Below are 26,522 nucleotides of genomic sequence, written 5' to 3' on the forward strand. Positions count from 1 at the left end.
TCGGAAACTCATTCGCTTTCTCCTCTCCGTGACAATGACTGCACTAGTCTGTATCACATCACCAGTCATTCCTCAAATCGCAACCGCCTCATTCCCTAGCTTAGAAGAACAAGCTCGATCGCACTATACCCGGCAAAAATTCTCAGAAGCCGCACAGCTATTCCAACAAGCCGCACAAAACTATAAAACTGCTGGCGAGCCGATTCGGCAAAGCTTGAGCTTGAGTAATCTCTCTCTCTCATATCAGCAACTAGGACAATGGGAAAAAGCAAATCAAGCAGTCATAGAAAGTCTCTCTGTTCTCGAATCAACGCCTGAAAACATGCCCGGCCGTTCACTCGCGATCGCACAATCTCTAGACATTCAAGGCAGCTTACAGCTAGCTCGTGGACAGACCAATGCAGCGCTCGAAACCTGGAAGCAGGCAACCGATATCTATCAAAAAGAAGGAAAACGCGATCGCGCCTTAGTCAGCCAGACAAATCAAGCCCAAGCACTCCAAAATTTAGGACTATACCGCAGGGCAATCGAAACATTGGATCAAGCTCTCACACTTAAATCCCGCGAAAAAGCCGAACCTTTGAAAATCGCACTCCAGACCGTAACCTCTACCTCAGAAACAGCAAATGCACTGCGAACTTTAGGAGAATCACTGCGAGTCGTGGGAGATTTTCCACAAGCAAAACTAGTGCTAGAACGAGGACTCACGATCGCGACTGAGTTGAAACTGACGGATACGATCGCGCTAACCCAACTCAGCTTAGGAAACACACTTCGCGCACAAGGCTTTGGTAATCCAAAACCCGCTGAAGCCGATCTTCAAGCAGCACTCACCTACTATCAACAAGCCGCCTCCAGACCCGGAAACCTCAGGGTACAAGCCCAATTAAATCAACTCAGTCTGCTCCTAGACAAGCAAAAATCGATTCTGAATGATACACAACGCGCAGAATCCGAAAAACAAACAGCAGCTAGAAAAATAACAACTGCAATAGAACAACTCACTCCGCAGATTCAAACCGACATTGAAGCATTGCCCCCTAGCAAATCCGCGATCGAAGCTCGGATCAATCTTGCTCAAACCATGATGCAGATGCAGCAAAACCCGCGATCGATTGCAACCTCACTCGCGATCGCAGTGCAACAATCCGAAGCATTAGGCGATCCAAGAACTCAATCTTACGCGATCGGAAGCTTAGGAAGCGTCTACGAACAAACTGAACAATGGAAAGAGGCAGAACAACTCACAAATCGCGCTCTAGCACTCGCTCAACAGATTAATGCTGGAGATATCGCCTATCGCTGGCAATGGCAACTTGGGCGGATTCTGAATAGACAAAAGAATCGATCGGACGACGCAATTCTCGCATACCAACAAGCCGTTGCCACAATCAAATCACTTCGCGCAGATCTTGCCGCATCCAGTCCAGATGTTCAGTTCTCATTCCGAGTCGCGATCGAACCCATTCACCGTCAACTCGTCAGCTTGCTCCTAAAATCTAATCAGAAAGAGCGGCTGCAATCTGCTCGTAAAGTCATTGAAGCTTTACAGTTAGTAGAACTTGACAACTTCTTTCGAGAAGCTTGTCTGACTGTAAATGAAAAGCAAATTGACAAAGTAGCTCAAGATGCCGCAGTCATCTATCCGATTGTGCTTGACGATCGTATTTCACTGATCCTTAGCTTGCCGGGCGCAAAAGAAACCGATGAACCGATTCAGGTCTACCACGAGACAAAAGTTTCGCAAAAAGAAGTTGAAACCCTGATTCTGAAGCTTCGAGATGGATTAGATGGTAGAAACACGCTAGAAACGACCCTACCCAGACTGCAAACCGTCTACAATTGGCTGATTGCTCCGATCAAAGCAGACCTCGCAAAGCGGAATGTCAAAACGCTTGTCTTTGTCCCAGATGGAGCATTGCGAGCGATTCCGATGTCGGCTTTACATGACGGCACACAGTTCTTGATTGAGCAATATAGTGTTGCAATTACACCTGGGTTACAATTACTCTCGCCAAAAGCTTTGAACACAGAGCGATTAAATGCGCTAGTTGCAGGGCTTACCGAAGCTCGATCGAACTTTGAAGCACTTCCGGCTGTCAAAACTGAAGTCCAAGCAATTCAGAAAGAATTACCGAGCGAAGTATTACTAGACGGTACTTTCACGACTAAAAAGTTTGAAAGTCGAGTCTCACAGGCTTCATTCCCAATCGTTCATCTCGCAACACATGGTCGATTTGGTTCGCGCAAAGAAGATACCTATATTTTGACTTCCGATGGACAGATCAATGTCACAGATCTGAGCAGTGTACTACAAACTATAGATCTATCAAAACAGCGATCGCTAGAATTGCTCGTTTTGAGTGCCTGTGAGACAGCGCAAGGCGATCCTCAATCCGTCCTTGGACTTGCTGGCATCGCGGTGCAATCGGGCGCGCGAAGTACGGTTGCAACTCTATGGCGCGTCAATGATGAGGCTTCAGCAAAACTGATGGAGGTCTTCTATGCTGAGCTAGCAAAAATCAATCAAACAGGCATCTCAAAAGCTGAAGCTCTCCGGCGTGCCCAGCTTGCGATTCTCAACGACGAGAAATACGAGCAGCAGCCCTTTTTCTGGGCACCGTACATCTTGATTGGAAATTGGACATAAGTTAGCTCAGCGCATATCTGCATAACCCCTCCTGCTTTAGAACTAAATCGAATGAGTGAGCCGGAGCAACCTTTATGGCTGAAGAACTTTACACACCCGACCAACTCGATCAATTACATCAACAGTTGTGGCACTGTGTTTTGCAATTTGCGAATATCTCTGCGACTCAAGAACGCACTCGTATCGCAAGAGATCTCCATGATTCTCTCGGTCATGCACTGACTGCTCTAAACTTTCAGCTCCAGACCGCTATGAAACTCTGCCAACCCAATGCCACAGAAGCCCAAGGGGTTCTGACTGAAGCGCATCGTCTCGTCGCGATCGCAACTCAAGAGATGCGCGACTCCGTTCGAGTCCTTCGAGATGATGCTATCGACACTCAAGCGTTTGAAGTTTTAATAGAGTCTCTCATTCAAGATTTCTATCACACGACTCAAGTGCGCCCAAGCTTTGAAAATAAGACTCAACTCCCTGAATATCTCAAAATTCCGATCTATCGCATTGTTCAAGAATCACTCAACAACATTCGGAAATATGCTCAAGCAACAACCGTTCAGATTCAAATCGAAGCAACTTCTACTCAGGTCTCGCTCACCATTCAAGATAATGGTCGAGGCTTTGATCAAAGTACGATCGTCAATGGCTATGGCTTAAAGGGAATGCAGGAGCGAGTTGCACTCTTACAAGGTACGCTTGAGGTTAAAACTCAACTTGGTGAAGGATGCTGTATTACGGCTAGAATTCCGATGCAACTTCTACCCACTATCGAAATCGGAGATTGGCAACCACTGAATCTTGATAACTGGTAGCTCTAGAACTTTTGTCAGGCGCTCCTCCAACAAAAGATTGAAATATCATCCTGCTATGATCGCGCTACCAAATTTCGGTTCACAATCAGTGCAGTCGCATTTAATTTTCTCCGCCATGATCACCCTTCTCTTACTCATCGTATTACTCATTACATCCTGGCGGCTAATGAAACTTGCACAACTCAATCATCAATACCAGCGGATTATTCGTCAGAGCTATCCAGATCTAGGACAGTCGATCGCAGCACTAAATATCCAACTTCAAGCAGCTTACAAGCTGTGGAACCTTGATCCAGTTCAAGCAATGGGGCTACTTCATGAAGCTTATAGCCTAAGTTCTACCCTCCTGCAAGATATCCGCAAAACTGTCAAAACTCTAAACTCTCCCCATCCAAACTCTAAGATCCAAGCCCCAAAATCGTATGAAGATTCGCTTACTTCTCGTCGATGATCAAATTCTAGTTCGTCAAGGTCTAAAAGCAATGTTGAGTTTAGAACCTGACTTCGAGATTGTCGGCATGGCAGAGCATGGAGAAGCCGCGATCGCACAATTTGAACAATTACACCCCGATATTGTCCTTATGGATGTGCGAATGCCTGTCATGAACGGCTCAACTGCAACTCAGATCCTCTGTGAAAAATATCCCGGAACTAAAGTGCTTGTTCTGAGTACCTATGACGAGGATCAAGACGTAGCCGCAGCGATCCGAGCCGGAGCAAAAGGATATTTGCTCAAAGATACACCCTCCGAAGAACTCGCAACAGCGATTCGCAGCATTCATCAAGGCTATGCCCAACTCGCACCTGGCATTTTAGAACGAATTGCTTATCCATCCAAATCTGAAGTCATTCCAACAGAATTTGCAGAGCTGACGGCAAGAGAGCTAGAGGTCGCTCGACTTGTTGCAATCGGTGCAACCAATCAAGAAATTGCTGACCAACTCTTTATCTCTCAAAGTACGGTTAAAACTCACGTCAACAGTATCTTTAACCGTCTCAATTTCAAAAACCGATCGCAATTAGCAATCTTTGTAAACTCCGCTCTAAAGTAATCTTCTCAAGACGATGCAAAATAAACTCTCCTGGCTCATTGCCCCAATTCTAGTCCTTGCCCCACTCCTAACGACTTCAGCCCGATCGCAATCAATTCCTCGCAATTCTCCAATCATTCGCGATGGTGCGCCTGAGCAGAAAATTTATCCACAAGGACCAGCCAAACTTCCTCCAATTGAACAGCTTCTCCCACCACCACCCATAAGCCCTACTGAAGCGCCTAGAAGCATTCCCGATACCATCTTTGTAAAGCGATTTGAAATTGTAGGAAGTACTATCTTTAGCGCCGAAGATTTTGCAAAAATTACTGAAGAATACACAAATCAAAATCTAAGTTTTACTAAGCTGCAAGAAGTTCGATCGCGAATTGCAAAGCTCTATGTCGATAGAAAATACTTGACTTCAGCCGCAGTGCTTCCACCCCAAACGCTTGAAGATAGTGTTGTCAAAATTCAAATCATCGAAGGCACAGTGGACGAAATTAATGTAGTCGGAACTCGGCGGCTCAACCCAAGCTATATCCGTAGTCGAGTTGGTTTAGCAACTCAAAAGCCATTAAATGTCGATCGCTTACTAGAGCAATTGCGAGTTTTACAGCTTGATCCGCTTCTAACTAGTATTTCAGCTGATTTACAAGCAGGCACAAAACTGGGAAGTAGCATTCTACAAGTGACAGTCGGTGAAGCAAAAACACTGGCAATTACTCCCTCCTTAGATAATGCTCGATCGCCCAGTGTCGGAACGCTCCGTCGTCAACTTGAGGTATCGCAAGCTAATCTTCTAGGATTCGGCGATAGTCTCAAAGTCGGCTATTCCAACACTAATGGCAGCAATAGTATCGATCTAAACTATACAGTTCCCCTAAATCCTCGCAATGGGACTCTGCGATTCGCCTATGGCAGAAGTCGCAGTACTGTGATTGAAAAACCGTTTGACGTTTTAGATATCACCTCTCGATCTCGCTATTACGAACTCACCTACCGCCAACCGATTGTTCAGCGTCCCACGACTGAGTTTGCCATGGGATTAACCTTCTCGCGCCAAGAAAGCGAGACAGAACTTGGTATCGACAATATTGGTCCTTTCCGCCTATCACCCGGAGCCGATGAGCAAGGACGCACACGAATTTCAGCCCTACGATTCTTTCAAGATTATGTTCACCGTAGCGACCGACAGGTTTTTGCAGCACGATCGCAGTTTAGTTTCGGAGTTGGCTTATTCAATGCAACACAAAACAATGATGCACCGGATAGCCACTTCTTTGCATGGCGAGGTCAAGCCCAATGGACAAGGCTCTTAGCTCGCGACACGTTACTACTTGTGCGCGGAGATCTGCAACTCAGCGACCGATCTTTAGTCCCGCTTGAACAGATTGGAATCGGTGGGTCGGAAACGGTGCGAGGATATCGTCAAGATGCGCTTCTAACAGATAATGGATTACTGTTTTCAACGGAGCTACGCTTGCCGATTCTCAGAACTCAGAATGGAATTCTACAACTGACTCCTTTTGTAGATCTAGGCGCAGGTTGGAATCGCAGAGGAAATAATCCCGAAACCAATACTTTAGTTGGCACGGGACTCGGCTTACTCTGGCGGCAAGGGGACAATTTTTCGGCAAGGCTCGACTGGGGAATTCCTTTAGTATCGCTCGATTCTAATCACCGGAGTTTGCAAGAGAATGGGATTTATTTCTCGATTCGATATAGTCCCTCATTTTGATAGAGTTTCTGTAATACGTAGAATCACTCTTCAACAACTTATCACGTTGACTTCATTAGAGTTCTTTAATACCAAGAACTAAGCAGCTTCAGTATGATTTTTAGCGATTACTTCAGGAGTCAACCGCAATGGCTGATACGCAGAAACTGATTCTCAAAGCTGATGATCAAGAATACGATCTTTATGTCGTCACTACTGAGACAACCCAAGAGCCAGAAGACGAGCCAGGATATCGAGACTTACCGACGATTGACTTGCAAAAAGTGCATACCACGATTCGAGGCTATGCAAAGTATGCGATCGATGCCTTTCACAATTTTGAGTCTGCAGAGGTCAGTAAGGTGACGCTTAAATTCAACTTAAAGGTTGGTGGCAAAACTGGGATTCCAATGCTTACAGAAGGATCTGCCGAGAGTAACTTTGAGATTCAGATCGAGTGTAACTTTACAAAACAGCTAACCCAAGAATGCTAGAGGTATCGTATGGCATATGCGTTAGTAATTGGGGTCGCTGAGTATAAGGAATTTAAGCGCTTGCCAAATGCAGCAGTGGATGCAGAAGCGATCGCAACAATTCTTGAGCAGCACGGCTACATTGTGGAGCGTCTACCGAAGCGATTGAGTAATCAAAAATGGATGATTGCAGCCGACAAGAGATTAACTGGGGAGGAACTCAAAAAAGAACTCAAACTCTTTTGTCAACGTGCCACCGCTCAGAATGTTGTGATTTACTTTGCAGGACACGGCTTTCGGATATGGGATGCATTGACCGATAGTTATACAGGATACTTAGCGGCTTCAGATTCCACGCCGCAAGGATTGAATGCCATTTCATTTGAAGCATTCAATCGATTCCTGAAACAGGCTAATTTTGGCAGTTTAGTTCTCTTGCTCGATTGCTGTTACGCTGGCTCGATGCTGGAACAGTCTTCGCTGGGTTCGATTCAACAGACGCTTAGTGACAAACATAATTCTTGTTTAATTGCGGCTTGTCGCAGTTTTGAACGTGCTAGAGAAGGAGCAGAGCATGGCATCTTTACTGAAGCGGTTTTAGCAGGACTAAATCGCCGTTACAACGGGAACGACATAATTACCAGCACGGATTTGCTGGGATTTGTGGTGCAAGCACTTCACCAAAGCGGGCAAGAGGTCGCTAGTGCAGGCATTAACTTAGTCATTCCGCTGATCCGATCACCGATCGAGTCAGCACAATCGATTCAACCCGATGATACGATTTCTCCGTATCGAGGACTAGAACCGTTTGGCAAAGAGCAAGCCAGGTTCTTCTTTGGGCGAGAACAAGTCGTCGAAAAGATTTGGCAGGAGTTGGATCAAAAGCACTTTGTTGCAGTTGTCGGAGCCTCAGGCAGTGGAAAATCCTCTGTCGTGCGTGCAGGCTTGATTCCTTGGGTAGAAAAGAACGGCTGGCAAGTGTTAGCCCCACTGCTTCGACCTGGAATTGCTCCTTTATCAAAATTGATTACGGTCTTTGAACCTTATTTCCAGGGAATAAGGCAAACGCAAAAATTAGAGCACTTGATTTATCGAGAGCAACAAGGCTTGGTGAAACTAGCAGCCGATTTACCGATTCCAGAACATGGCTTGAATCGCTATCTAGTGATCGTTGATCAGTTTGAAGAGATTTTCACTCAATCCACGCTCGAAGAGCGAACTCGCTTCATTAATCTATTAACCGAGGTTTCAGACTGTCCAGGCTCAAACATTGCGATCATCATTACGATTCGGGCAGATTTTGTCGAAGAGTGCCTCCGATATCTGACTTTGACCCAAATCATTAATCAACAAGGGATTTTTATGCCGCCGCTGGAAGGAGCGGATTTGGAAAGAGCTATCGTCAAACCTGCTGAACTTCAAGGCTATACATTAGAGTCCGGTCTGCTTGGAAGAATTATCGTCGATGCGGGACAAGAGCAAGGCATCTTGCCGCTTTTACAGTTCACACTGTGGGAGCTATGGAAGGAGCGAAACCGAAATACACGTCAACTGGAACTAGAGCAATATCGACAGATTGGCGGGCTGACCGGAGCGTTAAACAAGCGGGCTGAAACGTTCTACCAAGATTGTAATGAGTTCGAGAAAGCATGGCTACAGAAGATCTGTTTGCGCTTAGTTCGGACTGGAAAGCAGCAAAAAGATGCACGTTGCCGCCAGTCACTACGCCAGCTTTTGAATCTTGGGCAAACGGAACGCGATCGCGAAACGATTTTGGATTTAATTGAGGAGATGACTCGACGAAGATTATTTATTCGCGGTGCTGAAGGAATAGAAGATTGGGTGGATTTGGCACATGAAGCCTTAATCGAAGGTTGGGCAACGTTCGCCCAATGGTGCGAATACGATCGCGACTGGAGACGTACTAAAGATCGACTTTACGAACGCTACCAAGAATGGCAGGAAAACGATGAAGATTCTTTGTCGCTGATTCCAAAAAGCATGATGCTTGAGCTAGAAGTAAAGCAAAAAAAATTAGAGCTAGATGTACAAGACTCAGAGATCAAACGATTCTTTCAGGAGAGTTATGAGCATCACAAAAAAGCAGATCTCGCGATCGATCAACAACGATTGCATAATGCTAAACAAGCACAACAAGCATTGCAGTCGAATAAACCAATCTCAGGATTAATTAAAACATTAGAACTGATTGATGAAAGCTTGAAACTTCAGCCATTAACACAAGATCTACCTAGCATCTTTCAAGATACTCTGCGCCAGAGCATGGAGATTTCAAGAGAGCAGAATCGCTTTGATCATCCAACAGGCATGGTGAAGTGTGTAGCAATTTCGCCAGACGCTCGATGGATCGTCAGTGGCGCAAAGGATAATACGTTAAAGCTATGGGACTTAGAAGGAACTTGTCATCGAGTGTTCCGGGGACACGAAAGCACTGTGTGGGCAGTGGCATTTACTCCAGACGGCAAGCATATTGTGAGTGGTAGTGAAGATGCAACGGTAAGACTTTGGAACTTAGACGGACAATTGATTGGTCAGCCTTGGATTGGACATCAAGATTGTATTCGATCTGTGACTGTTGCGCCTAATGGTGAGTGGATTGCGAGTGCCAGCAAAGATAAAACGGTGCGCTTGTGGAATTTAGATGGCACGTTGTACTCGCCACCGTTTATCGGACATGAAGATTGGGTGTTGTCGGTTGCTGCTTCACCGAACAGTGATTGGGTTGTGAGTGGCAGTGCTGACGGAACCATTCGACGCTGGACAATCGATGGCAAGCCGTATGGTGAGCCATTCCACGGTCACACGCGATGGGTACGTTCTGTTGCCGTTTCGCCCTCTGGAACCTTTATCGTTAGTGGAAGCGAAGACAACACAATCCGACTCTGGAATCTAGATGGATCACCGAAAGGAGATCCATTTGAGGGACATCGAGAGCGAGTTTTGTCGGTCGCGATTGCTCCAAACGATCAGTTCATTGCTAGTGGCAGCGCAGATTGTACGATTCGTTTATGGGATTTACAAGGACATGGAATCGGGGAAGTGTTCGCGGGGCATCAAGATTGGGTTCGCTCAGTTCGAGTCGCACCTAACGGTTGCTTCATCGCCAGTGCCAGCCGCGATAAAACGGTACGATTGTGGGACTTACAAGGAAACCTCATGAGTCGCGTGATTCAGCCTGACCAAGGAAGAATTCTATCAGTTGCATTTTCGCCTGATGGATGCTCGATAGCTAGCGGCGGAGAAAGTACGAGAGTGCAACAATGGAATGTACAGACTCACAATCTGATAAGGTCGTTCGAGGGACATACAAGCTGGATACGCTCGATTAAGTTCACGCCCGACGGCAAGTATATTGTGAGCGGTAGCGCAGACACCACACTGCGCTTATGGAATGCTCAAGCAGATTCATCAACAGAGGCGGTCAAAGTGTCTTCCGATGGTCATCATGCTTGGGTTCGCTCGGTCGCAGTCTCACCGACTGGAGAGTTTGTTATTAGTAGTAGTGATGATAAAACCGTATGCCTTTGGTCTTTATCCGATGGAGACTGCTATTTTAATCAATGCTTTGGCCGGCACGACGATCGCGTTTTATCGGTTGCCATTTCTCCTGATTCTAATCGCAGGCTAGTCGCCAGTGGAAGTGCAGACAACACAATTCGACTTTGGGATTTAGATCAATCCTCTCAGCCCATTGTGCTCAAGGGACATCAGAGCCGCGTTTTATCGGTTGCCTTTTCACCAGAAGATGGCAGGTATATTGTCAGTGGTAGCCAGGATAAAACATTACGTCTTTGGGATTTGCAAGGAGATCAAATTTGGGTGCAGCAGCATGATGATAAGGTGAGAGCTGTTGTATTTTCACCAGATGGCAAATTTATTGCGAGTGGCAGCGAAGACCGAACAATTCGCTTGTGGGACTTGAAGGGAAATTCGATCGGGCTGCCCTTTAAAGGACATCAAGCCACTGTACGATCGATAAAATTCTCACCTGATCCGGATGGGAAATTGATTGTAAGTGGCAGCGAAGATGGCACGATTCGCTTGTGGGACGTTGGAACTTGGAAAGATTGGCTGCGAGTCTGCTGTGATCGCATCAAACACCATCCTGAGTTTAGAGATTCTAGAAGTATGATGAATTTAGCTCAATTCATCTCAACAAATAGTCAAAACAGTTTTTGATAATAAAGCTACCCATCGATTAGAGTGCAGACACGACTTGGCAAGTGACAGAGCGTGAAAAAACAAACAGCTTTGCTGAGCCAATTTACTTGCCCATTAAGTGGGTAAAAGAGCCTGAAAAATTTGCTCATTGGTCTGTCCTTGTAAGAACTGGGTCAGAATGAATCGCAGCAAATCGTCTAGGACTTGGCGAGTGAGTGTGTAGAGTTTCTATCCCACGATGTGCCGTTCATGAGCAACCTGAAATCGTCCAAATTGTGTGCTAGAACAGCCCGTCAGTTGCAGAATTGATACACCACATAACTGAAGTTGACCGCTTCCTCATTGCGAAGCTGAGCCGACTCCAACCCGGTGTGGTATTTACTCACCTCATGAAAGACCTTGTACTACTACCGAGCTCCACGTTTGCATCGCTCGCCAACCTTCAACCTCAAAGTCTTTGCAACACAACTGCCAATCGTACCTCGCCAATTTTTTGCGCGAAATTATCTTAGAGAGGCTTTCTGAATTTTCATTCATAATGGAGCGGTGTGTGAAAAAGAACAATGATGGCATCAGCACAACTCCAACCCGGACAAATTATTCGAGTGAGATCGCGGCAATATCTTGTCGAAGAAGTGACTCCTGCTGATTCAGGCGGGGGGGATACCAGAGTCCGTTTAGCCTGTCTCGAAGATGATGCCCAAGGCGATACGTTGGATGTGTTTTGGGAGCGGGAGATTGATGCTCAGGTGTTGGAAGCATCATCTTGGGAATCTGTTGCCAGTCGGGGCTTTGATAATCCGCGTTATTTCTCAGCGTATTTACACGCGCTGCGTTGGAATTGCGTCACTTCAACTGATCCGAAGCTGTTTCAGGCTCCTTATCGTGCCGGAATTCAAGTCAAGGCATATCAGCTAGAGCCATTGCGGAAAGCCTTGAGAATGCCACGGGTTAATTTATTTATTGCCGATGATGTTGGATTAGGCAAGACGATCGAAGCGGGGCTGATCCTGCGCGAAATGTTGATGCGGCAAAAGATTAAGCGTGTGGTCATTTCTTGCCCACCCTCGGTGGTGCGCCAATGGAAAGACGAAATGGAGAGCCGCTTTGGCTTGACGTTTATTGTGTACGATCGCGACTTTGTTGCCGCAAAACGCCGGGAGCGAGGCTACGGAGTTAATCCTTGGAAAACTCATACACGCTTTATTATTTCCCATTCGCTGCTGCGTGACGAAACCTATGCGGCACCCTTAAGAGACTGGTTGCAAGAGTTTTCCGCTGGAGCGATGCTGATTCTAGATGAGGCACATAATGCAGCACCTGCGAGCGGCTCTCGATATGCGATCGATTCTCAGCTAACGCGAACGGTGCGGGATCTCGCTCCCCGATTTGAACACAAACTATTCCTCTCTGCAACTCCCCATAATGGACATTCCAATAGTTTTGCCGCACTGCTGGAAATTCTAGACCCGCAACGATTCTGCCGAGGTGTGCCCGTTCGGAGTAAGAAACTCTTGGATGCAGTCATGGTGCGGCGGTTGAAGCAGGATTTACGAGAAATCAATAGTGCCGACTTTCCCAAACGGGAAGTGATTCCGGTTGTGATTGATGATTTACCAGAAGACTCGCCAGAACTGAAGCTGTCTCGATTGCTGCAACAGTACCGAGACTGCCGAGAAGCGCGGTTGAAAGATGCACCGAAATCGACGCAGGCAACTGCTGCTTTGGTGTTAACTTCGCTTCAGAAACGCTTACTGTCTTCGATCGAAGCCTTTGCCCGTACTTTGAAAGTTCATCGAAAAGCGATCGAGCGACAGGCGGAACAGCAAACCTCAACTTCGCAAAGTTTCCCGCTTCTGAGACAAGCGCCGGGGGCGGATGACGATCGAGCTGAGTTAGATGAAGACGAAGTGCTGAAAGAAGAAGCTGCTCAAATGGAAAAGGCGACTCAGGCAGTTGGGGGCGCAATTTCACAGCAAGAGTTGGATCTGCTGGAGGAAATGACGCAGATTGCAGAGGAAGCACGTCATCAGCCGGATAGTAAAGTAAAAAAGCTGGAAGGTTGGATACGTCAGCATCTTTGCCCAGATTTGGGAACACCAGGCGCAAAGTGGTTGAATCGGCGTGTGTTGATTTTCACGGAGTACACGGACACAAAGCGATATTTAGAACAGCAGCTTGGAGCGATCATTGCAAATTCTGAGCGGGAGCGGGAGCGCATCGGAACCTTTCATGGTGGTAGCGATATGGGAGAGCAGCGTCGGGAGTTGATTAAACAAGCCTTTAATGCTGATCCTGCCAAACATCCACTCAGAATTTTAATTGCAACGGATGCAGCACGAGAGGGTGTAAACCTTCAGAATTACTGTGCGGATTTATTTCATTTCGACGTGCCTTGGAATCCCAGTCGGATGGAGCAACGCAATGGGCGTATCGATCGCAAACTTCAGCGAGAATCAATCGTGCGCTGCCACTACTTTGTATTGTCCCAACGGGTGGAAGATCGCGTTCTGGATGTCTTAGTGAGAAAAACAAAGCAGATTCAAGAAGAGTTGGGCAGTTTGTCGCCCGTGGTTGAGAAGAACGTCGCTCAACTGTTAGATAGTGGGATTCGGCAAGCTGAGATTCAGCAATTGACCGCCGCGATCGACAGTGCTGACCAGTCTGATGAGGAATCACAAAAGCGGGGCAGTGCCATCAAGGAAGAGTTAGAGGCGATTCGGCTACGAACCGATAAGTTACGGCAACAGCAAACTGAATTAGAAATGATGTTGCGCGATTCTAAAGCGTGGTTGGGCTTAGATGATCAACATATTCATTTCCGAGAGGCGCTGTCTGTTTCTCTGGAGTTAATGGGTGCTGAACCACTCAAACCGACAGATGCACAAAGCGCGATCGCTGATCCACAGCGCAGCCCTTGGACGATTCCAGCACTGGATCAGCAAGCAGGTGCAGATTCAACTTGGGCAACGACTTTAGACACGCTGCGAGCGCCCCGACAAAAGGTGCAGAAGATTTGGGATTGGCGTAGAGAAGCTCCGATTCGTCCGATCGTGTTTCAAGATCCCGGTTCTCTCGATGGTCAAGTCGTTCATTTGCACTTGGAGCATCGGATCGTTCAACGGCTCTTAGGACGTTTTCTCTCGCAGGGCTTTCTTCATGATGAATTGACTCGTGCTTGCGTTTGTCGCACCGATGACCCGATTCCTCGCGTGATTATTCTAGGCAGGCTTTCGCTGTATGGCGATCGTGCGGCTCGATTGCATGACGAGATTATCACGGTTGCAGCCGAATGGGTTGACCCAGAAGCTAGAGGGCGTGGGCGATTACGTCCGTTAGGCGAAGGTGAGAAAAAAGATGTCATGCAAATTCTGGAAGATTCGCTGGCTCAACCGCGATTGAGAGAAGTGCCAGCTTCAGTGATTGAGCGGTTGAAGGCTCATACAGCAAGGGATGTTGAGGATTTATTGCCACATTTGGAGCGTCGTGCCGCCAAGCTGACGGAGAGTGCCAAAAATAAACTCGCGCAACGGGGCGATCGCGAAGCTCAGGAAATAAAAGCACTCCTAGAAGAACAGCGCGATCGCATTCTCAAGCAGTTTCAGCAGTACGAAACGCAGCAGTTGTCATTCTTTAATCAAGAAGAGATGCGGCAGATTGAGTCGGATCGGCGGCATTGGCAGATTCGGGTGGCGCAACTCGAATCTGAGATTTTAACTGAGCCAGATCGAATCCGGCAGACGTATCATGTCAAAGCGGAGCGTGTGGAGCCAGTTGGCATTATTTACCTGCATCCGGTGTCGAATTGAGGAGAGAACCCAATGGCAACTGATTTAGATATCCTCAGACATAAGGAATGGTTGGGGTTGCTTCAGCCTGTGGGTTTGGTCGTTTCGCCACCCGCCTTAATCAAAGCTCAGGCAATTATTGATCGTGGCAGATTGGTCAATTTGCAGGAACGGCTGGTGAGTTGTCTGCGACATGATGTTTCGACCGCGCTTCGCGATCGCGCTCAAATTGACAATTTTCCGCTTTTTACTGAGAAGGTTTTGGGATGGCGGGAACAAGACCTGGTAGGCGCGCCGGGACAGGAAGCATTGCCAAGTGAGTTATCGGTGGTCTTGCCGAGCTACGGGGAAACTTTGCAGCCGACTTATGCGGTGCGTGACCCGGATACTACTGAATGGATTTTACTTGTCCAAGAGCTTGCGCCAGAAGTGGAGTTTGATCAAGACGATCCAGCAACGATCGGTGGGCAGGGTTGGAAAGCAACCATTCAGGCGAAATTTGAGCGGTTGTTGCGAGAGACGGGCGTTTATGCAGGATTGTTGACCAATGGGACTTCGATTCGGCTAGTTTATGCGCCGAAGGGAGAATCTTCGGGACATCTGACTTTTCCAGTACAGGCGATGACCGAAGTGCCAGGGCGACTGATTTTAGGCGCACTGGATTTGCTGTTGGGCGAAGATCGATTGTTCAATGTGCCGGAGAATCAACGTCTGACTCGACTGCTCGAAGATAGTCGGAACTATCAGGCGGAAGTTTCGACCAAGCTATCGGGACAGGTCTTGGATGCGCTGTGGGAATTGCTGCGGGGATTTCAGGCGGCGGATGCGGCAGTCAATGGCAGGATTTTGAGAGAATTGGCGGAAATTGAGCCGCAACATATCTATGGTGGATTGATTGCGACTTTGATGCGGCTGGTGTTTCTGCTTTATGCCGAGGATGAAGGGCTGATGCCTGATGATGAGGTGTATCAGCGCAGTTATGCGGTATCGGGATTGTATGAGAAGTTGCGGGAAGATGCAGGGAACTATCCCGACACGATAGATCAACGATATGGCGCGTGGGCTGCATTGTTGAGCTTGTTTCGGTTGGTGTATGACGGAGGCGGCCCCAACGAAGAGTATCTTCCAGCGCGGCGGGGACAGTTATTTGATCCAGATGAATATCCGTTTTTGGAAGGTCGCCCGCTTGGATCTGAGTTTGCGACGTTTGGCAGAATTGAAGCGCCTCGAATTTCAGATGGCGTAGTTTATCGAATGTTGGATAAGCTGCTGGTGTTAGATGGGGAGCGGTTGTCGTATCGATCGCTAGATGTCGAACAAATCGGCTCCGTCTACGAGGCGATTATGGGCTTTGAGGTCACGGTGGCGCGGGGAAGGTCGATCGCAGTTCGCCCGAAAGATGTGGTGGTTGATGTGGATCAGATTTTGGCAGCGAAGCCAGCCGATCGCACCACGATGCTCAAAACTGCTGAGTGTGAATTGAAAGGGGCGGCACTTAAGGAATTGAAGGAAGCGAAGACGGTAGAAGCGATCGTGGCTGCGATCGGTCGTCGGGTTTCACCGAGAACGCCGAATTTACTAGCAGCAGGAAGTTTGTTTTTACAGCCAGGAGAGGAACGACGGCGCACAGGAACGCACTATACGCCTCGGAAGTTGACACAGCCGATCGTAGAGAGAACATTGGAGCCTGTACTGTGGGGGTTAGGAGAACATCCAACACCACAGCAGTTACTCGATCTGAAGATGTGTGACTTAGCGATGGGGTCGGCGGCGTTTTTAGTCGAAGCCTGTCGGCAGTTGGCAGACAAACTGGTGGAAGCTTGGAACTATTACGGCAAACCTGCGGATTTACCAGAAAACGTAGAGGATGTGATCGTGGCGCGGCGGCGGGTCGCTCAGGCGTGTTTGTATGGGGTCGATAAAAATCCGTTTGCAGTTGTTCTGGCACGATTATCACTCTGGCTTGTCACCCTTGCAAAAGACCTGCCATTTACCTTTTTGGATCATGCGCTCAAGTGTGGAGATTCATTGGTTGGAGTTCGACAGCCACAACTCAGCCGATTTATGTCTGCAAGTGATTTGAGCGAATCCGCTTTGATCGGGATGTTGCAAGAAAATGCTCAAAAAACGAAGTTTTATCGAGAGTTGATTGCTTTCGCTAATGAAAGTCAGGACGAACAGAATCAAGAAAACCTAGAGAAGGCAGATTCAGAGTCTTACGAAAGTCGGGTTTTGAATGATGTTATTGTGGCAGCATTCTTTGAGTCGAAGCGGAGTAATGCAGATGATGAAAAAGATACCAAGCTAATGAGTGATGTTGCTCTAGCAGCGTATATCATGACTTTCTCAAAGTCTAAGCGGGATGCCAAGAAAATTCTCAAGGAATTCGCAACCAGGATTAATTTGTGGCGATCAGGAGTCATTGATCGATCCGAAATAGAGTTACTTGCCAGTATTCCGAGAAAGTTTGAAAAAGCAATCTCCCCGATTCATTGGGAGACTGAGTTTCCTGAAGTGTTTAGTCGAGAAAATCCAGGCTTTGATTTTATTGCTGGAAATCCGCCCTTTGCAGGTAAAAATACGCTGATTAATGCTCATCCAGAAGGATACTTGGCTTGGCTGCAAGAGATTCATCCAGAAGCTCACGGAAACTCAGATTTGATTGCTCACTTCTTTCGCCGATCGTTTGATTTGTTGCGGCATGGGGGAACGTTTGGATTGATTGCGACGAACACAATCTCGCAGGGAGATACACGCAGCACAGGACTAAGATACATTTGCCAGAACGAAGGAACGATTTATTACGCGCAGAAGCGGTTGAAATGGCCCGGACTTGCAGCCGTTGTCGTCAGCGTAGTGAATATCTTCAAAGGCAAGTATCAATACATCAAGACCTTGGATGGTCAAACAGTAGAGGAAATCACAGCTTTTCTATTTCACAAAGGCGGCCACGAAAATCCTGCTGTATTGTTAGCCAATGCCAATAAGAGTTTTCAGGGCAGTATTGTTCTGGGAATGGGCTTTACTTTTGATGATACTAAGGCGGATCTAACTTCTATAGCTACGATGAATCAATTGATTGAGAAAGATCCACGCAATGCAGAACGTATTTTTCCTTACATAGGAGGTGATGAAATAAATAATAATCCAACTCATTCTCACCATCGTTATGTAATTAATTTTGGTGACATGAGTGAGGATGAAGCACGAAAATATCCAGATTTAATGGCAATTGTTGAAGAAAAAGTAAAACCACAAAGGCTCCTTGATAAGCGTGAGATTTACAGACGTAAATGGTGGCAATTTTGTGAGAAAAGGGTGGCTCTGTACAAAGCAATTGAAAACTTAGACCGTGTGTTAGTCACTAATGCTCAAGCGGCTGAACATCATACTTTCGTTTTTTATACCCCTAAAGTTGTCTTCGCTAATAGTCTTAACGTTTTTCCTTTTCAAACATATTCAAGTTTTTCAGTTTTACAATCTCGAATCCATGAGATTTGGGCACGCTTTTTTAGTTCATCATTGGAAGATCGGCTTCGTTACAATCCGTCTGATTGCTTTGAAACCTTTCCTTTTCCTGAGAACTGGGAAACCAATTCTTTTCTCGAATTTGCAGGTAAAACTTACTATGAATCTCGCGCTATTCTCATAGTTCAGAAAAATCAAGGACTTACTGATACCTATGATCGTTTTCACAATCGAGACGAGACAAATCCTGACATTCTGAAGCTGCGAGAACTTCATGCACAGATCGATCGTGCTGTCCTTGATGCTTATGGTTGGACAGACATTCCCACCGATTACGAATTTCTGCTCGATTACGAAGACGAAGACGAGGAAGGCAGCAGCAAACGCAAAAAACCTTGGCGCTATCGTTGGAATGAAGCCATCCACGATGAAGTCCTCGCCCGACTGCTCAAACTTAACCAAGACAGAGCCGAAGCCGAGATCCGTGGGCGTACTCCTGCTCAGAAATCGCCTGCTAAGACTCGCAAAAAAGCTAAGAAACCCACAGGAGATTATGAAACCTTACCTCTATTCGCCACTGAGGAGGACACTTAGCCAGCAGCATCGCGTTACCTTGCTTTTCTACCAGCCTTACTCCTAACTTTCATTTTCTGCGAATACTGTGCTTACTCTGATTCATCATGCAAACGATCAATGTCAATACTTGGCTAGTCTCTCTCAAACACAACGCAATCCGAATTCTCAGCATTGTGCTGCTCATGAGTTGGGCAGTTCTGTTGACCACCCATACAATCCTGCTCCAGCACTCCTGTACCCCGCTTCTAGAATGGGCAGACATTTCAGCTAGAGACTGTTCAACGAATTCTTCTAGCAAGCCATCTCCAGAGCCAGAAAAAACCTCAAAAAATCCGAGTGATAAACCTAAGCCTTCCAATTCTCCCCCAATCGAAGGCAATAAGCCCAAAGACGTTGAGGTAGACCACAAACCTGATAGTGGCAAAGGTGCAAAAGAGATTGCGAGTGTCGCAGCAGGCTCGATCGCAGCCGTTGGACTAGCAGTGATCGAAGCGCCTGTATTAGTCGTCGCGGGTGTTGGATTTTTCGTATGGTTAGCCGCCAGAACCCTGCTTTCGTCCGGCAAATAGGGAACTTTAAAAAAGTCCTGTTCAAGCAACTTGGAGCATCGCGATGGAAAACACATCCAACAACTCTCAAGAACCTTCGATCGAGAAAGCACAATTCGATCTGCCTATCTTTGTCTCCCGAACGCTACAAGCTGGATTTGCCCTGCTTGTGTTTGGAGGCATCTTTATCATCCTGATCAAATTCAATGTTGCGACAGATATAATTGCTCACCCGATCGATCCCATGTCGTTTTTGGGAGGTGCGATCGTCCTTGTTGCCCTCACACTTTTAGGCGTTCCCCTCATCCCTGCTGCCACAGCCGGGGTTGCTACTTGGTGGGTAATTCAAGATCTGTTTGGAAAATTAAACTAGGGCGCACTAACCATGAATATTATTGAAGTCAGAAACCTCAGTAAAGGCTTTCGAGCCGGTCTGTTTCGTAAACAAGCCGTTTTGAAGAATATTGACCTAACTGTACGACAAGGAGATTTTGTCGTCCTACGAGGCGCGAATGGTGCAGGAAAAAGCACGCTACTCAAGATTATTCTTGGCTTACAAGATCCTGATAGTGGAAGCGTTCAACTGTGTGGCACATCGCCCCACTTGCCAGAATCAAAATTACAAGTTGGTACTGTATTCCAGGAAGTCACGCCCCCCAATAGCTTAAAAGTCAAAGAACTGATCGAACTGGTCAGAAGCTACTATCCCAATGCGCTTTCTACCCAAGAAGTACTTGCAACAGTTGGACTCTCCGATAAGCGAGATGCCTATCCAAGCGATTTAGCAGGAGGACAGAAACAGCGCCTCTATTTTGCGATCGCGCTCGTTGGCAATCCAAAACTACTGATTCTTGATGAGCCGACTAAAAACCTAGATGTCGAAGGTCAAACAGCCTTTTGGGATCAAGTTGAAGCCTGTAAGCATAAGGGCGTGACAATCCTCATGGTGACGCACATTCAATCCGAACAAGACAAGCTAAAGGATCTTGCAACCCACATTATTACTCTTGCTGATGGAAAACTGAACTTTGACAAACAGCCTCCCAAAACTGTGCGACCCTTGCAGGATATGCAAAGCAGTACTAAGCCAGAACAGCAACCCGCATTCTCCGGCCAATCAGCCAGTCCGTTACGAATGCTGACTCAACAAACTTGGGCAGAAATTTTACAGCTTTTTAGAACCCCAACATATCTTGCAGGTGTTTTCTTATTTTCCGGTTTAGTTGCCTTCATGCCCTTGAATAACACGGATACGCTTACGAAAGGACTAACCTTCTTTAGCGCAATCAGCTTACTGATCTTTTCGGTTGAGCGTCCCGGAAAACGAATTGCGATCGAGCGCGTCGAAGGTTGGTTAAAGCTTCTCAGGGTTACCCCTTTGAAGCCAAGTATCTATCTTGCTGCCAAACTGCTCATGACGATGCTGGTTCTCATTGCCAGTCTCTCTACGATTTTTGCGATCGGAATCTTCAAATTTGGATTAGAGCAATCACTTGGAGAATGGACATCACTCAGTCTTGGTTTACTAATCGGCATCATTCCCTTTGCTGTGATTGGAATTGCATTGGGCTATGTCATCCCGCCTAAAGCACTCGATTCGATCGCAGGCATCTTAATCCCGTTTGGCATTTTCTCATGTGGCATTATACCGATCGAGAAACCAATTTATCTCAAGGATCTCATCGTTATTTCTCCATTCTTTCACTACCGAGAAATCATTGAAACTGCCGCAGGACTCGCCGATCACCCGCATCTTTTGCTCAATATCCTATGGCTTACGCTTTATACCGTTGTTGCTGGTCTAGTTGCCAAAATTGCTTACCAACGAGACAACGTAATGAACTAACCAGAGTATTGCCCTAACTATCTGGAACAAGACATGACTCTCAATCAGCAGAAAATCGATGAGCTCCTGAATCTATTCAAACAACAGTACCCAAACTGGCTAAGTTTCTCTGACCCGATCGATGCAAGCTTCCAGAAAGACGAAGTTGACTATAAACAGAAACTAATTGTCAAGGCAAAAACTCAGTTGTCGGAACTCCGCTTGCGCCAACAAATTGATTCAGAGAACTATGATGGTCTGATTGCTGACCTTCAAGCGTTAGGACAAGATAAGGAGAATAATCTACTTTTCCTGAGATACTCTGATTCTAGCGACTTAAACATTCTGAGCACTACAAATTTAGACCGAAAAGCTTTTTGTAAGGCATTCTATGCCTTGCTTTATGGAGATGAAGCGACCGAAATTCGACTGAGTCGTTACCTTGAGTGGATTGAAAACGAAAAGCTACCGAACAAGTGGACATTCCCCACTCATTTTCTGTTCTTATGTCATCCTGACACAGAGCTTTTCATCAAACCAAGTGCGTTCAAAACCTTCCTAGAGTTTATTGGAGCAGGCAACCAATTCACGTCTAGACCATCTGCTCAAACCTATGAAGCAATCAAGCACATTACCGATCAACTCAAAGATGCGCTCAAACCATACAAACCGCGAGATATGGTAGATATCCAGAGCTTTATCTGGGTCTGTAGCTATAGTTTGAAGCAGCGATCGAGCTATTGGAAAATTGCACCCGGTGAAAACGCGTGGCAATGGAATGAATGTCGCGAACAGGGTTTCATTGCGATCGGGTGGGATGAACTCGGTGATATTTCCCATCTCAGCAAATTAGAGTTCGATGCACGACGGGATGACTTAATCGCTCAACATCCAGAGTGGAAGTGGTCAAAAACTGGAGTGAATCAAGTCTGGCAATTTTCCCAAATTCAGGAAGGCGATCGCATTGTTGCCAATCGAGGAAAAACAGAAGTCTTGGGCATCGGTACTGTCACAGGATCTTATTACTTTGACGCGACTGTAAGTCAGCACAATCATCGATTGCCTGTGCAATGGGATGACTTAGTGACTCGTCCGGTCAACAAAAATGGATGGCAAAGAACATTGATTCCCCTAACCGAAGCCGAATTCAGCGACATTACCAAATCCAACATGACACCCACTTCTGATCGTCCATTCTCTCCAATTACGTTTGAACTGTTAGCAGAATTGAAGGCAGTGCCAAAGAAAATAACCTATCTTGCTAGAAAAAATGAGTTCAAGCAACATCTAGAAGAACCTTTCCAAAAACTATTCCGACAAGTCGCTACCCAGCTTCCAGATGCACTAACTGAGCGAATGGAAACAGAGCGGAAAATCTTCGCCAAAATTCCCAAAAACGACTTTAAGCATGGTGGAGCTTGGGATTTCTACTGGAGCGCATTCTATCCAAAAGGCGGACAGCGAACTCAGGATGCTCAACTTTTCCTGTGGATGAACTGCGATCGCATCGAATTTGGCTTCTTTATCGGGATGTATGGCAGCGATCAACGACAGCAATTTACTCAAAACTGTAAAAAGTACTATCAGCCATTACTAGAGCTATTAGAAGAAAGTCTGTCAGATCCCAATCTATTCTTTGGCAGTCGCAGTCGTGTCATCATTAATCCAGACAATACGATCTCAGGTCAGGCAAATCTAAGCTGGCAAGATTGGCTCAAAGACCCTGAGCAAATTGGCGATCTGCATGTTGCGATCGTGCTTCCAAAATCAAAGGTGTTGGAAAGCTCTACGGAACAACTGGTCATGCAAATCACGCAAACCTATCAACAATTGTTTCCTCTCATCATCCTGGCAAGTTCTAGCGATCCCATTCCAGAAATTGAAGAATATCTTGTGGGAGATGAGCCTCCCTTAACCATCAATCCACCCTATTCTCTTGCTCAATGCGCCGAGAAGACTTACATGGAGCTAGAGGACTTAAAAGATTGGGTGCAAGCAATCGATCGTAAACGGCAAGCAGTCTTATATGGACCCCCTGGAACAGGCAAAACTTTTCTAGCGCATCATCTGGCTCAACATCTCATTGGAGGTGGAACTGGATTTGTTGATGTGGTGCAATTTCACCCCGCCTATACCTATGAGGACTTCATTCAAGGTATCCGCCCCAAACGAGTAGAAGGCGGATTAGATTACCCAACCGTACCAGGACGGTTTCTAGAGTTCTGCAAACGCGCTCAATCTTGTGCAGGGCATCCTTGCGTTCTGATCATTGATGAAATCAATCGCGCGAACTTAGCTCAAGTGTTTGGAGAGTTAATGTACCTTCTAGAGTATCGAGATGAGAAAGTCCATCTAGCGAGTGGGGAACTCTTTAGCATTCCAAACAATGTTCGCATTCTCGGAACGATGAATACTGCTGATCGCTCGATCGCTCTCGTTGATCACGCGCTCCGTCGTCGCTTTGCTTTTCTCTATGTTCCACCCAACTATGAAGGCTTACGCAAGTACCACGAATCGACCGAATACTTGTCAGCATCTAATCTAGTCAGTATCTTGAAGCAAATTAACGCCAAGATTGCCGATCCACACTATCAAATTGGAACAAGCTTCTTTCTTCGACCTCAACTAGAAACAGAACTCAAAAGCATTTGGAAATTGGAAATTGAGCCGTACTTAGAGGAATTCTTCTTTGATCAGCCCGACAAAATGACAACGATGAGATGGGAACAGGTGAAGGAGAAACTGGGCACATGAACCCGATCAAACCCATCGTTTACGAACTGACAGAGTATGTTTCAAAACAATTCTCTTCTGACCTGATTCCGATGGAATTAGGAACGTTGCTTTGGCAAGCTTATGGGGAGAATGGTACGGTGCGAAGGGGAGGCATCAAAGTTGAGTTTCCCTCTCCGATCACAGGTGGACAATGGCGCTTCACCTCTCAGGGTTGGGTTGGCTACATTCCGCTTTCAGATGAAATTGGGTTTCGCCTACAACCCAAGGTTCCTCATACCAATATCTTCGGAATGTTGGAATATGCGTATAACCTCAAAAGTTTTCAGTTTCTAGATGGGTTCAGTCACTCTGGTACGCTCGAAGAATTTTATAGCTTTCTTGCAAATGTTCTGGCTCAACGGATTCTCGATCGTGCGAGAAAAGGGTTGTATCGAACTTATGTCTCAAAGAGCGATCGCATGAATTTTGTGCGAGGGCGTATCGACTCTCGGTACTTAGTTCAGAAACCTTGGGAAGTCAAAATCAAATGTCACTCCACGGAACATACGCCAGACATTGAAGAGAATCAAATTTTGCTCTGGACACTCCGAAGAATCATCACCTGTGGCGTTTGTAACGCTCACGCTCTTACCAATGTGCGTCGAGCATACCGTGCCCTACAAGGCAGTATTTCGCTTGAATATGTTACATCTCAAGATTGCATCAAACGAATCTATAATCGTCTGGATAGTGACTATAAGCCACTTCATGCTCTTTGTCGGTTCTTTCTAGAGCAAAGTGGACCTAGCCGTACTAAAGGGGATCATCAGACATTCCCTTTCCTGCTGAATATGGCACGACTCTACGAACTATTTGTTGCCGAATGGCTGAAAGCACATCGTATCAGCCATTTACAGCCCTACAATTTGGATGTTCGCTCTCAGCATCAAATTGATATTAACCAAGATGGTTCCTTATCTTTCTCAGTTGATCTGGTGTTATTTGATCTCACCACAGGTCAGATTCATTATGTTCTAGATACAAAGCACAAAATCCCAGTTGCTCCTACAACAAAAGATATTGCCCAAATCGTTGCCTATGCAACTGCTGAGAGATGCTCGGAAGCTGTTCTCATTTATCCAGAGTCATTACAGAAACCCTTAGATGTTAACCTGCAGAATATTCGTGTTCGGAGTCTAAGCTTTGCTTTGGAAAAAGATCTATTGAACGCAGGAAATGTATTCTTAGAGAATTTGCTTTCATCCCAAATGGAATACGCGACGATAGGCAGAATCATTTCTGAGCAAGCTTGACTTTCCGAGAATCCTCCGGTAGACATCATTATATTCGGTCAGAATGTTGCTCATTTACATGTTTCCTAAAGTCATGAACGGCTTTCAAGCAGCACGGACATACGGGAAGTGGCTTAGAGGGTGTTTTAAAAGTCGGAGTCGGTCAAATTTTATGCCAATCTCCTAACCATGATCCGAATCATTGCTAAGTAAATCCAAGTCTCTGAAGTTTCTGGAAGTAACTCATAATCCCGAACTAAGCGACGACAGTGCATCAGCCAGCCCAGAGTTCGTTCCACCACCCATCGCTTTTTGAGCAGGACAAAGCCTTTGGTTTGTTCCGGGCGTAAGACCACTTGGACAATCCAACGACAGATGGTGACCACCCAGTGCATAAAGGGAAAGCCATCGAAGCCGCCATCCACCCAAATCGTGTGTAGACGAGACACGGCTTTCCCGCGTTGTCGCACCCGCTGGAGGACAGTTTTGCCGCCGGCGCGTTCTGGGGTGCTGGCAGCAGTGACAAAGACCCGTAAGATCAATCCCAGCGTATCGACCGTGATGAATCGCTTGCGCCCTTTGATCACCTTACCTGCATCAAATCCGATTGCTGCATGCACTCCTGCCGCACTTTTCACGCTTTGGCTATCGACAATTGCTTCAGATGGGCTCGGAGAGCGCCCGACTTCGATGCGGATGCAGCGATAGAGACGGTCGTGAATGCTCAACCAGGTTCCATCCTTACGCCAATTACGAAAGTAAGTGTAGACCGTTTGCCAAGCTGGAAAATCTCCAGGTAACGCTCGCCACCGCACTCCTTCGACTAAAACATAAAAAATTGCATTGAGAATGTCCCATAAGTCTACTTCTCGCGGTCGTCCCCCTGGTTTTGCATCAGGTAGCAGGTCGCTCAACAATTCATATTGGGCAGGAGTGAGGTTACTGGGATACGATTTACTCATGTAGCTCTCTCGGTGCTGTGCTTTTACGTATTTACAGCTTATGACCGGAGAGCTTTTTTACAGCCTCAATTGTCTTTTAAAACATCCTCTTAGGTTTTTTTCCAATTGACAGGTCTGATTTTGACCTTGTTCGATGCCATTTTTGAATGTGCTTTGACAAAAAAGATTTGGGTTGAACATGATAGCAGTATGGACATCCAACCTCGTTTCTCAGTGGTTGAATTTCAGGTAGAACAGATGTTGTTGACACGTCAATTTGATGCGCGTTGAGAAGATGACGATTCAACAGACTAGCTCGAACAGCGGTGCGGCAATATGAACAGTTCACCATCTTTTCACCGGAAGTAGGCTTTTTCTTCTTTTTTGTGGGAGTGGGTGAGGGTTCCGCGCGTTTAGTTTTTTTCTTACGTGTTTGCGAGGGCAACTGGAACCCTCGGATTTGAATCGCCCTCAGCTCAAGCTGGTAAACACCTCCATACTCTT

General features: G+C 46.5%; 15 protein-coding genes. 14 read left to right on the forward strand and 1 reads right to left on the reverse strand.

Translation table 11 applies throughout. The features are described from left to right. Positions 1–34 precede the first annotated feature (34 nt). The 14 genes from ACMUEV_RS20510 to ACMUEV_RS20575 all read left to right on the forward strand — a co-directional run bounded on the left by ACMUEV_RS20510 (position 35) and on the right by ACMUEV_RS20575 (position 25,098). Positions 35–2,650, forward strand: coding sequence for a CHAT domain-containing protein (locus ACMUEV_RS20510; RefSeq protein ID WP_348251617.1), 2,616 nt, complete (start codon positions 35–37; stop codon positions 2,648–2,650). A gap of 74 nt (positions 2,651–2,724) precedes the next feature. After that, positions 2,725–3,459, forward strand: coding sequence for a sensor histidine kinase (locus ACMUEV_RS20515; RefSeq protein ID WP_190652490.1), 735 nt, complete (start codon positions 2,725–2,727; stop codon positions 3,457–3,459). A 166-nt stretch (positions 3,460–3,625) separates the two neighbouring features. Continuing rightward, positions 3,626–3,910 (forward strand): histidine kinase dimerization/phosphoacceptor domain-containing protein, encoded by a 285-nt coding sequence (locus ACMUEV_RS20520; protein ID WP_190652489.1) that lies wholly within the window; start codon positions 3,626–3,628, stop codon positions 3,908–3,910. Beyond that, the gene (locus ACMUEV_RS20525; protein WP_190652488.1) at positions 3,882–4,511 is read left to right on the forward strand and encodes a response regulator transcription factor; all 630 of its coding nucleotides are present in this window, start codon (positions 3,882–3,884) and stop codon (positions 4,509–4,511) included. Before ACMUEV_RS20520 ends, ACMUEV_RS20525 begins: the two co-directional genes overlap by 29 nt. A 13-nt stretch (positions 4,512–4,524) precedes the next feature. Further along, complete coding sequence (locus tag ACMUEV_RS20530; protein WP_190652487.1) at positions 4,525–6,231, forward strand: ShlB/FhaC/HecB family hemolysin secretion/activation protein; 1,707 nt, start codon at positions 4,525–4,527, stop codon at positions 6,229–6,231. Between the two features lie 128 nt (positions 6,232–6,359). Continuing rightward, on the forward strand, positions 6,360–6,704 hold the full coding sequence (locus tag ACMUEV_RS20535; RefSeq protein WP_190652486.1) for a CU044_2847 family protein: 345 nt from the start codon (positions 6,360–6,362) through the stop codon (positions 6,702–6,704). Between the two features lie 9 nt (positions 6,705–6,713). Then, on the forward strand, positions 6,714–10,883 hold the full coding sequence (locus ACMUEV_RS20540; protein WP_190652485.1) for a caspase family protein: 4,170 nt from the start codon (positions 6,714–6,716) through the stop codon (positions 10,881–10,883). A 545-nt stretch (positions 10,884–11,428) separates the two neighbouring features. Continuing rightward, entirely contained in the window at positions 11,429–14,674 is a 3,246-nt protein-coding gene (drmD, locus tag ACMUEV_RS20545) for a DISARM system SNF2-like helicase DrmD (RefSeq protein WP_199329638.1), read from the forward strand. 12 nt (positions 14,675–14,686) lie between these two features. Next, positions 14,687–18,715 (forward strand): Eco57I restriction-modification methylase domain-containing protein, encoded by a 4,029-nt coding sequence (locus ACMUEV_RS20550; protein ID WP_190652484.1) that lies wholly within the window; start codon positions 14,687–14,689, stop codon positions 18,713–18,715. 86 nt (positions 18,716–18,801) lie between these two features. Continuing rightward, entirely contained in the window at positions 18,802–19,266 is a 465-nt protein-coding gene (locus tag ACMUEV_RS20555) for a hypothetical protein (protein ID WP_190652483.1), read from the forward strand. 43 nt (positions 19,267–19,309) lie between these two features. After that, positions 19,310–19,618, forward strand: coding sequence for a hypothetical protein (locus tag ACMUEV_RS20560; RefSeq protein ID WP_190652482.1), 309 nt, complete (start codon positions 19,310–19,312; stop codon positions 19,616–19,618). 12 nt (positions 19,619–19,630) lie between these two features. Beyond that, the gene (locus ACMUEV_RS20565) at positions 19,631–21,091 is read left to right on the forward strand and encodes an ABC transporter ATP-binding protein/permease (RefSeq protein ID WP_190652481.1); all 1,461 of its coding nucleotides are present in this window, start codon (positions 19,631–19,633) and stop codon (positions 21,089–21,091) included. A gap of 33 nt (positions 21,092–21,124) precedes the next feature. Further along, positions 21,125–23,824 (forward strand): AAA family ATPase, encoded by a 2,700-nt coding sequence (locus tag ACMUEV_RS20570; RefSeq protein ID WP_190652480.1) that lies wholly within the window; start codon positions 21,125–21,127, stop codon positions 23,822–23,824. Further along, positions 23,821–25,098, forward strand: coding sequence for an McrC family protein (locus tag ACMUEV_RS20575; protein WP_242044649.1), 1,278 nt, complete (start codon positions 23,821–23,823; stop codon positions 25,096–25,098). Before ACMUEV_RS20570 ends, ACMUEV_RS20575 begins: the two co-directional genes overlap by 4 nt. 149 nt (positions 25,099–25,247) lie before the next feature. Here the strand turns inward: ACMUEV_RS20575 and ACMUEV_RS20580 are convergent, their stop codons facing one another. Next, positions 25,248–26,039, reverse strand: a complete 792-nt coding sequence (locus ACMUEV_RS20580; protein ID WP_415354614.1) for an IS5 family transposase — start codon at positions 26,037–26,039, stop codon at positions 25,248–25,250. Between the last annotated feature and the right edge of the window lie 483 nt (positions 26,040–26,522).

It is taken from the genome of Leptolyngbya sp. FACHB-1624 (genome assembly GCF_047649235.1).
In the GTDB taxonomy this organism is placed as follows: domain Bacteria; phylum Cyanobacteriota; class Cyanobacteriia; order Leptolyngbyales; family Leptolyngbyaceae; genus Leptolyngbya; species Leptolyngbya boryana.

What these genes read in the sequence shown, in the direction of transcription:
- ACMUEV_RS20510 (WP_348251617.1), top strand. Translation starts at nt 35, where the DNA reads ATGACTGCACTAGTCTGTATCACATCACCAGTCATTCCTCAAATCGCA.
- ACMUEV_RS20515 (WP_190652490.1), top strand. Translation starts at nt 2,725, where the DNA reads ATGGCTGAAGAACTTTACACACCCGACCAACTCGATCAATTACATCAA.
- ACMUEV_RS20520 (WP_190652489.1), top strand. Translation starts at nt 3,626, where the DNA reads ATGAAACTTGCACAACTCAATCATCAATACCAGCGGATTATTCGTCAG.
- ACMUEV_RS20525 (WP_190652488.1), top strand. Translation starts at nt 3,882, where the DNA reads ATGAAGATTCGCTTACTTCTCGTCGATGATCAAATTCTAGTTCGTCAA.
- ACMUEV_RS20530 (WP_190652487.1), top strand. Translation starts at nt 4,525, where the DNA reads ATGCAAAATAAACTCTCCTGGCTCATTGCCCCAATTCTAGTCCTTGCC.
- ACMUEV_RS20535 (WP_190652486.1), top strand. Translation starts at nt 6,360, where the DNA reads ATGGCTGATACGCAGAAACTGATTCTCAAAGCTGATGATCAAGAATAC.
- ACMUEV_RS20540 (WP_190652485.1), top strand. Translation starts at nt 6,714, where the DNA reads ATGGCATATGCGTTAGTAATTGGGGTCGCTGAGTATAAGGAATTTAAG.
- drmD (WP_199329638.1), top strand. Translation starts at nt 11,429, where the DNA reads ATGATGGCATCAGCACAACTCCAACCCGGACAAATTATTCGAGTGAGA.
- ACMUEV_RS20550 (WP_190652484.1), top strand. Translation starts at nt 14,687, where the DNA reads ATGGCAACTGATTTAGATATCCTCAGACATAAGGAATGGTTGGGGTTG.
- ACMUEV_RS20555 (WP_190652483.1), top strand. Translation starts at nt 18,802, where the DNA reads ATGCAAACGATCAATGTCAATACTTGGCTAGTCTCTCTCAAACACAAC.
- ACMUEV_RS20560 (WP_190652482.1), top strand. Translation starts at nt 19,310, where the DNA reads ATGGAAAACACATCCAACAACTCTCAAGAACCTTCGATCGAGAAAGCA.
- ACMUEV_RS20565 (WP_190652481.1), top strand. Translation starts at nt 19,631, where the DNA reads ATGAATATTATTGAAGTCAGAAACCTCAGTAAAGGCTTTCGAGCCGGT.
- ACMUEV_RS20570 (WP_190652480.1), top strand. Translation starts at nt 21,125, where the DNA reads ATGACTCTCAATCAGCAGAAAATCGATGAGCTCCTGAATCTATTCAAA.
- ACMUEV_RS20575 (WP_242044649.1), top strand. Translation starts at nt 23,821, where the DNA reads ATGAACCCGATCAAACCCATCGTTTACGAACTGACAGAGTATGTTTCA.
- ACMUEV_RS20580 (WP_415354614.1), bottom strand. Translation starts at nt 26,039, where the DNA reads ATGAGTAAATCGTATCCCAGTAACCTCACTCCTGCCCAATATGAATTG.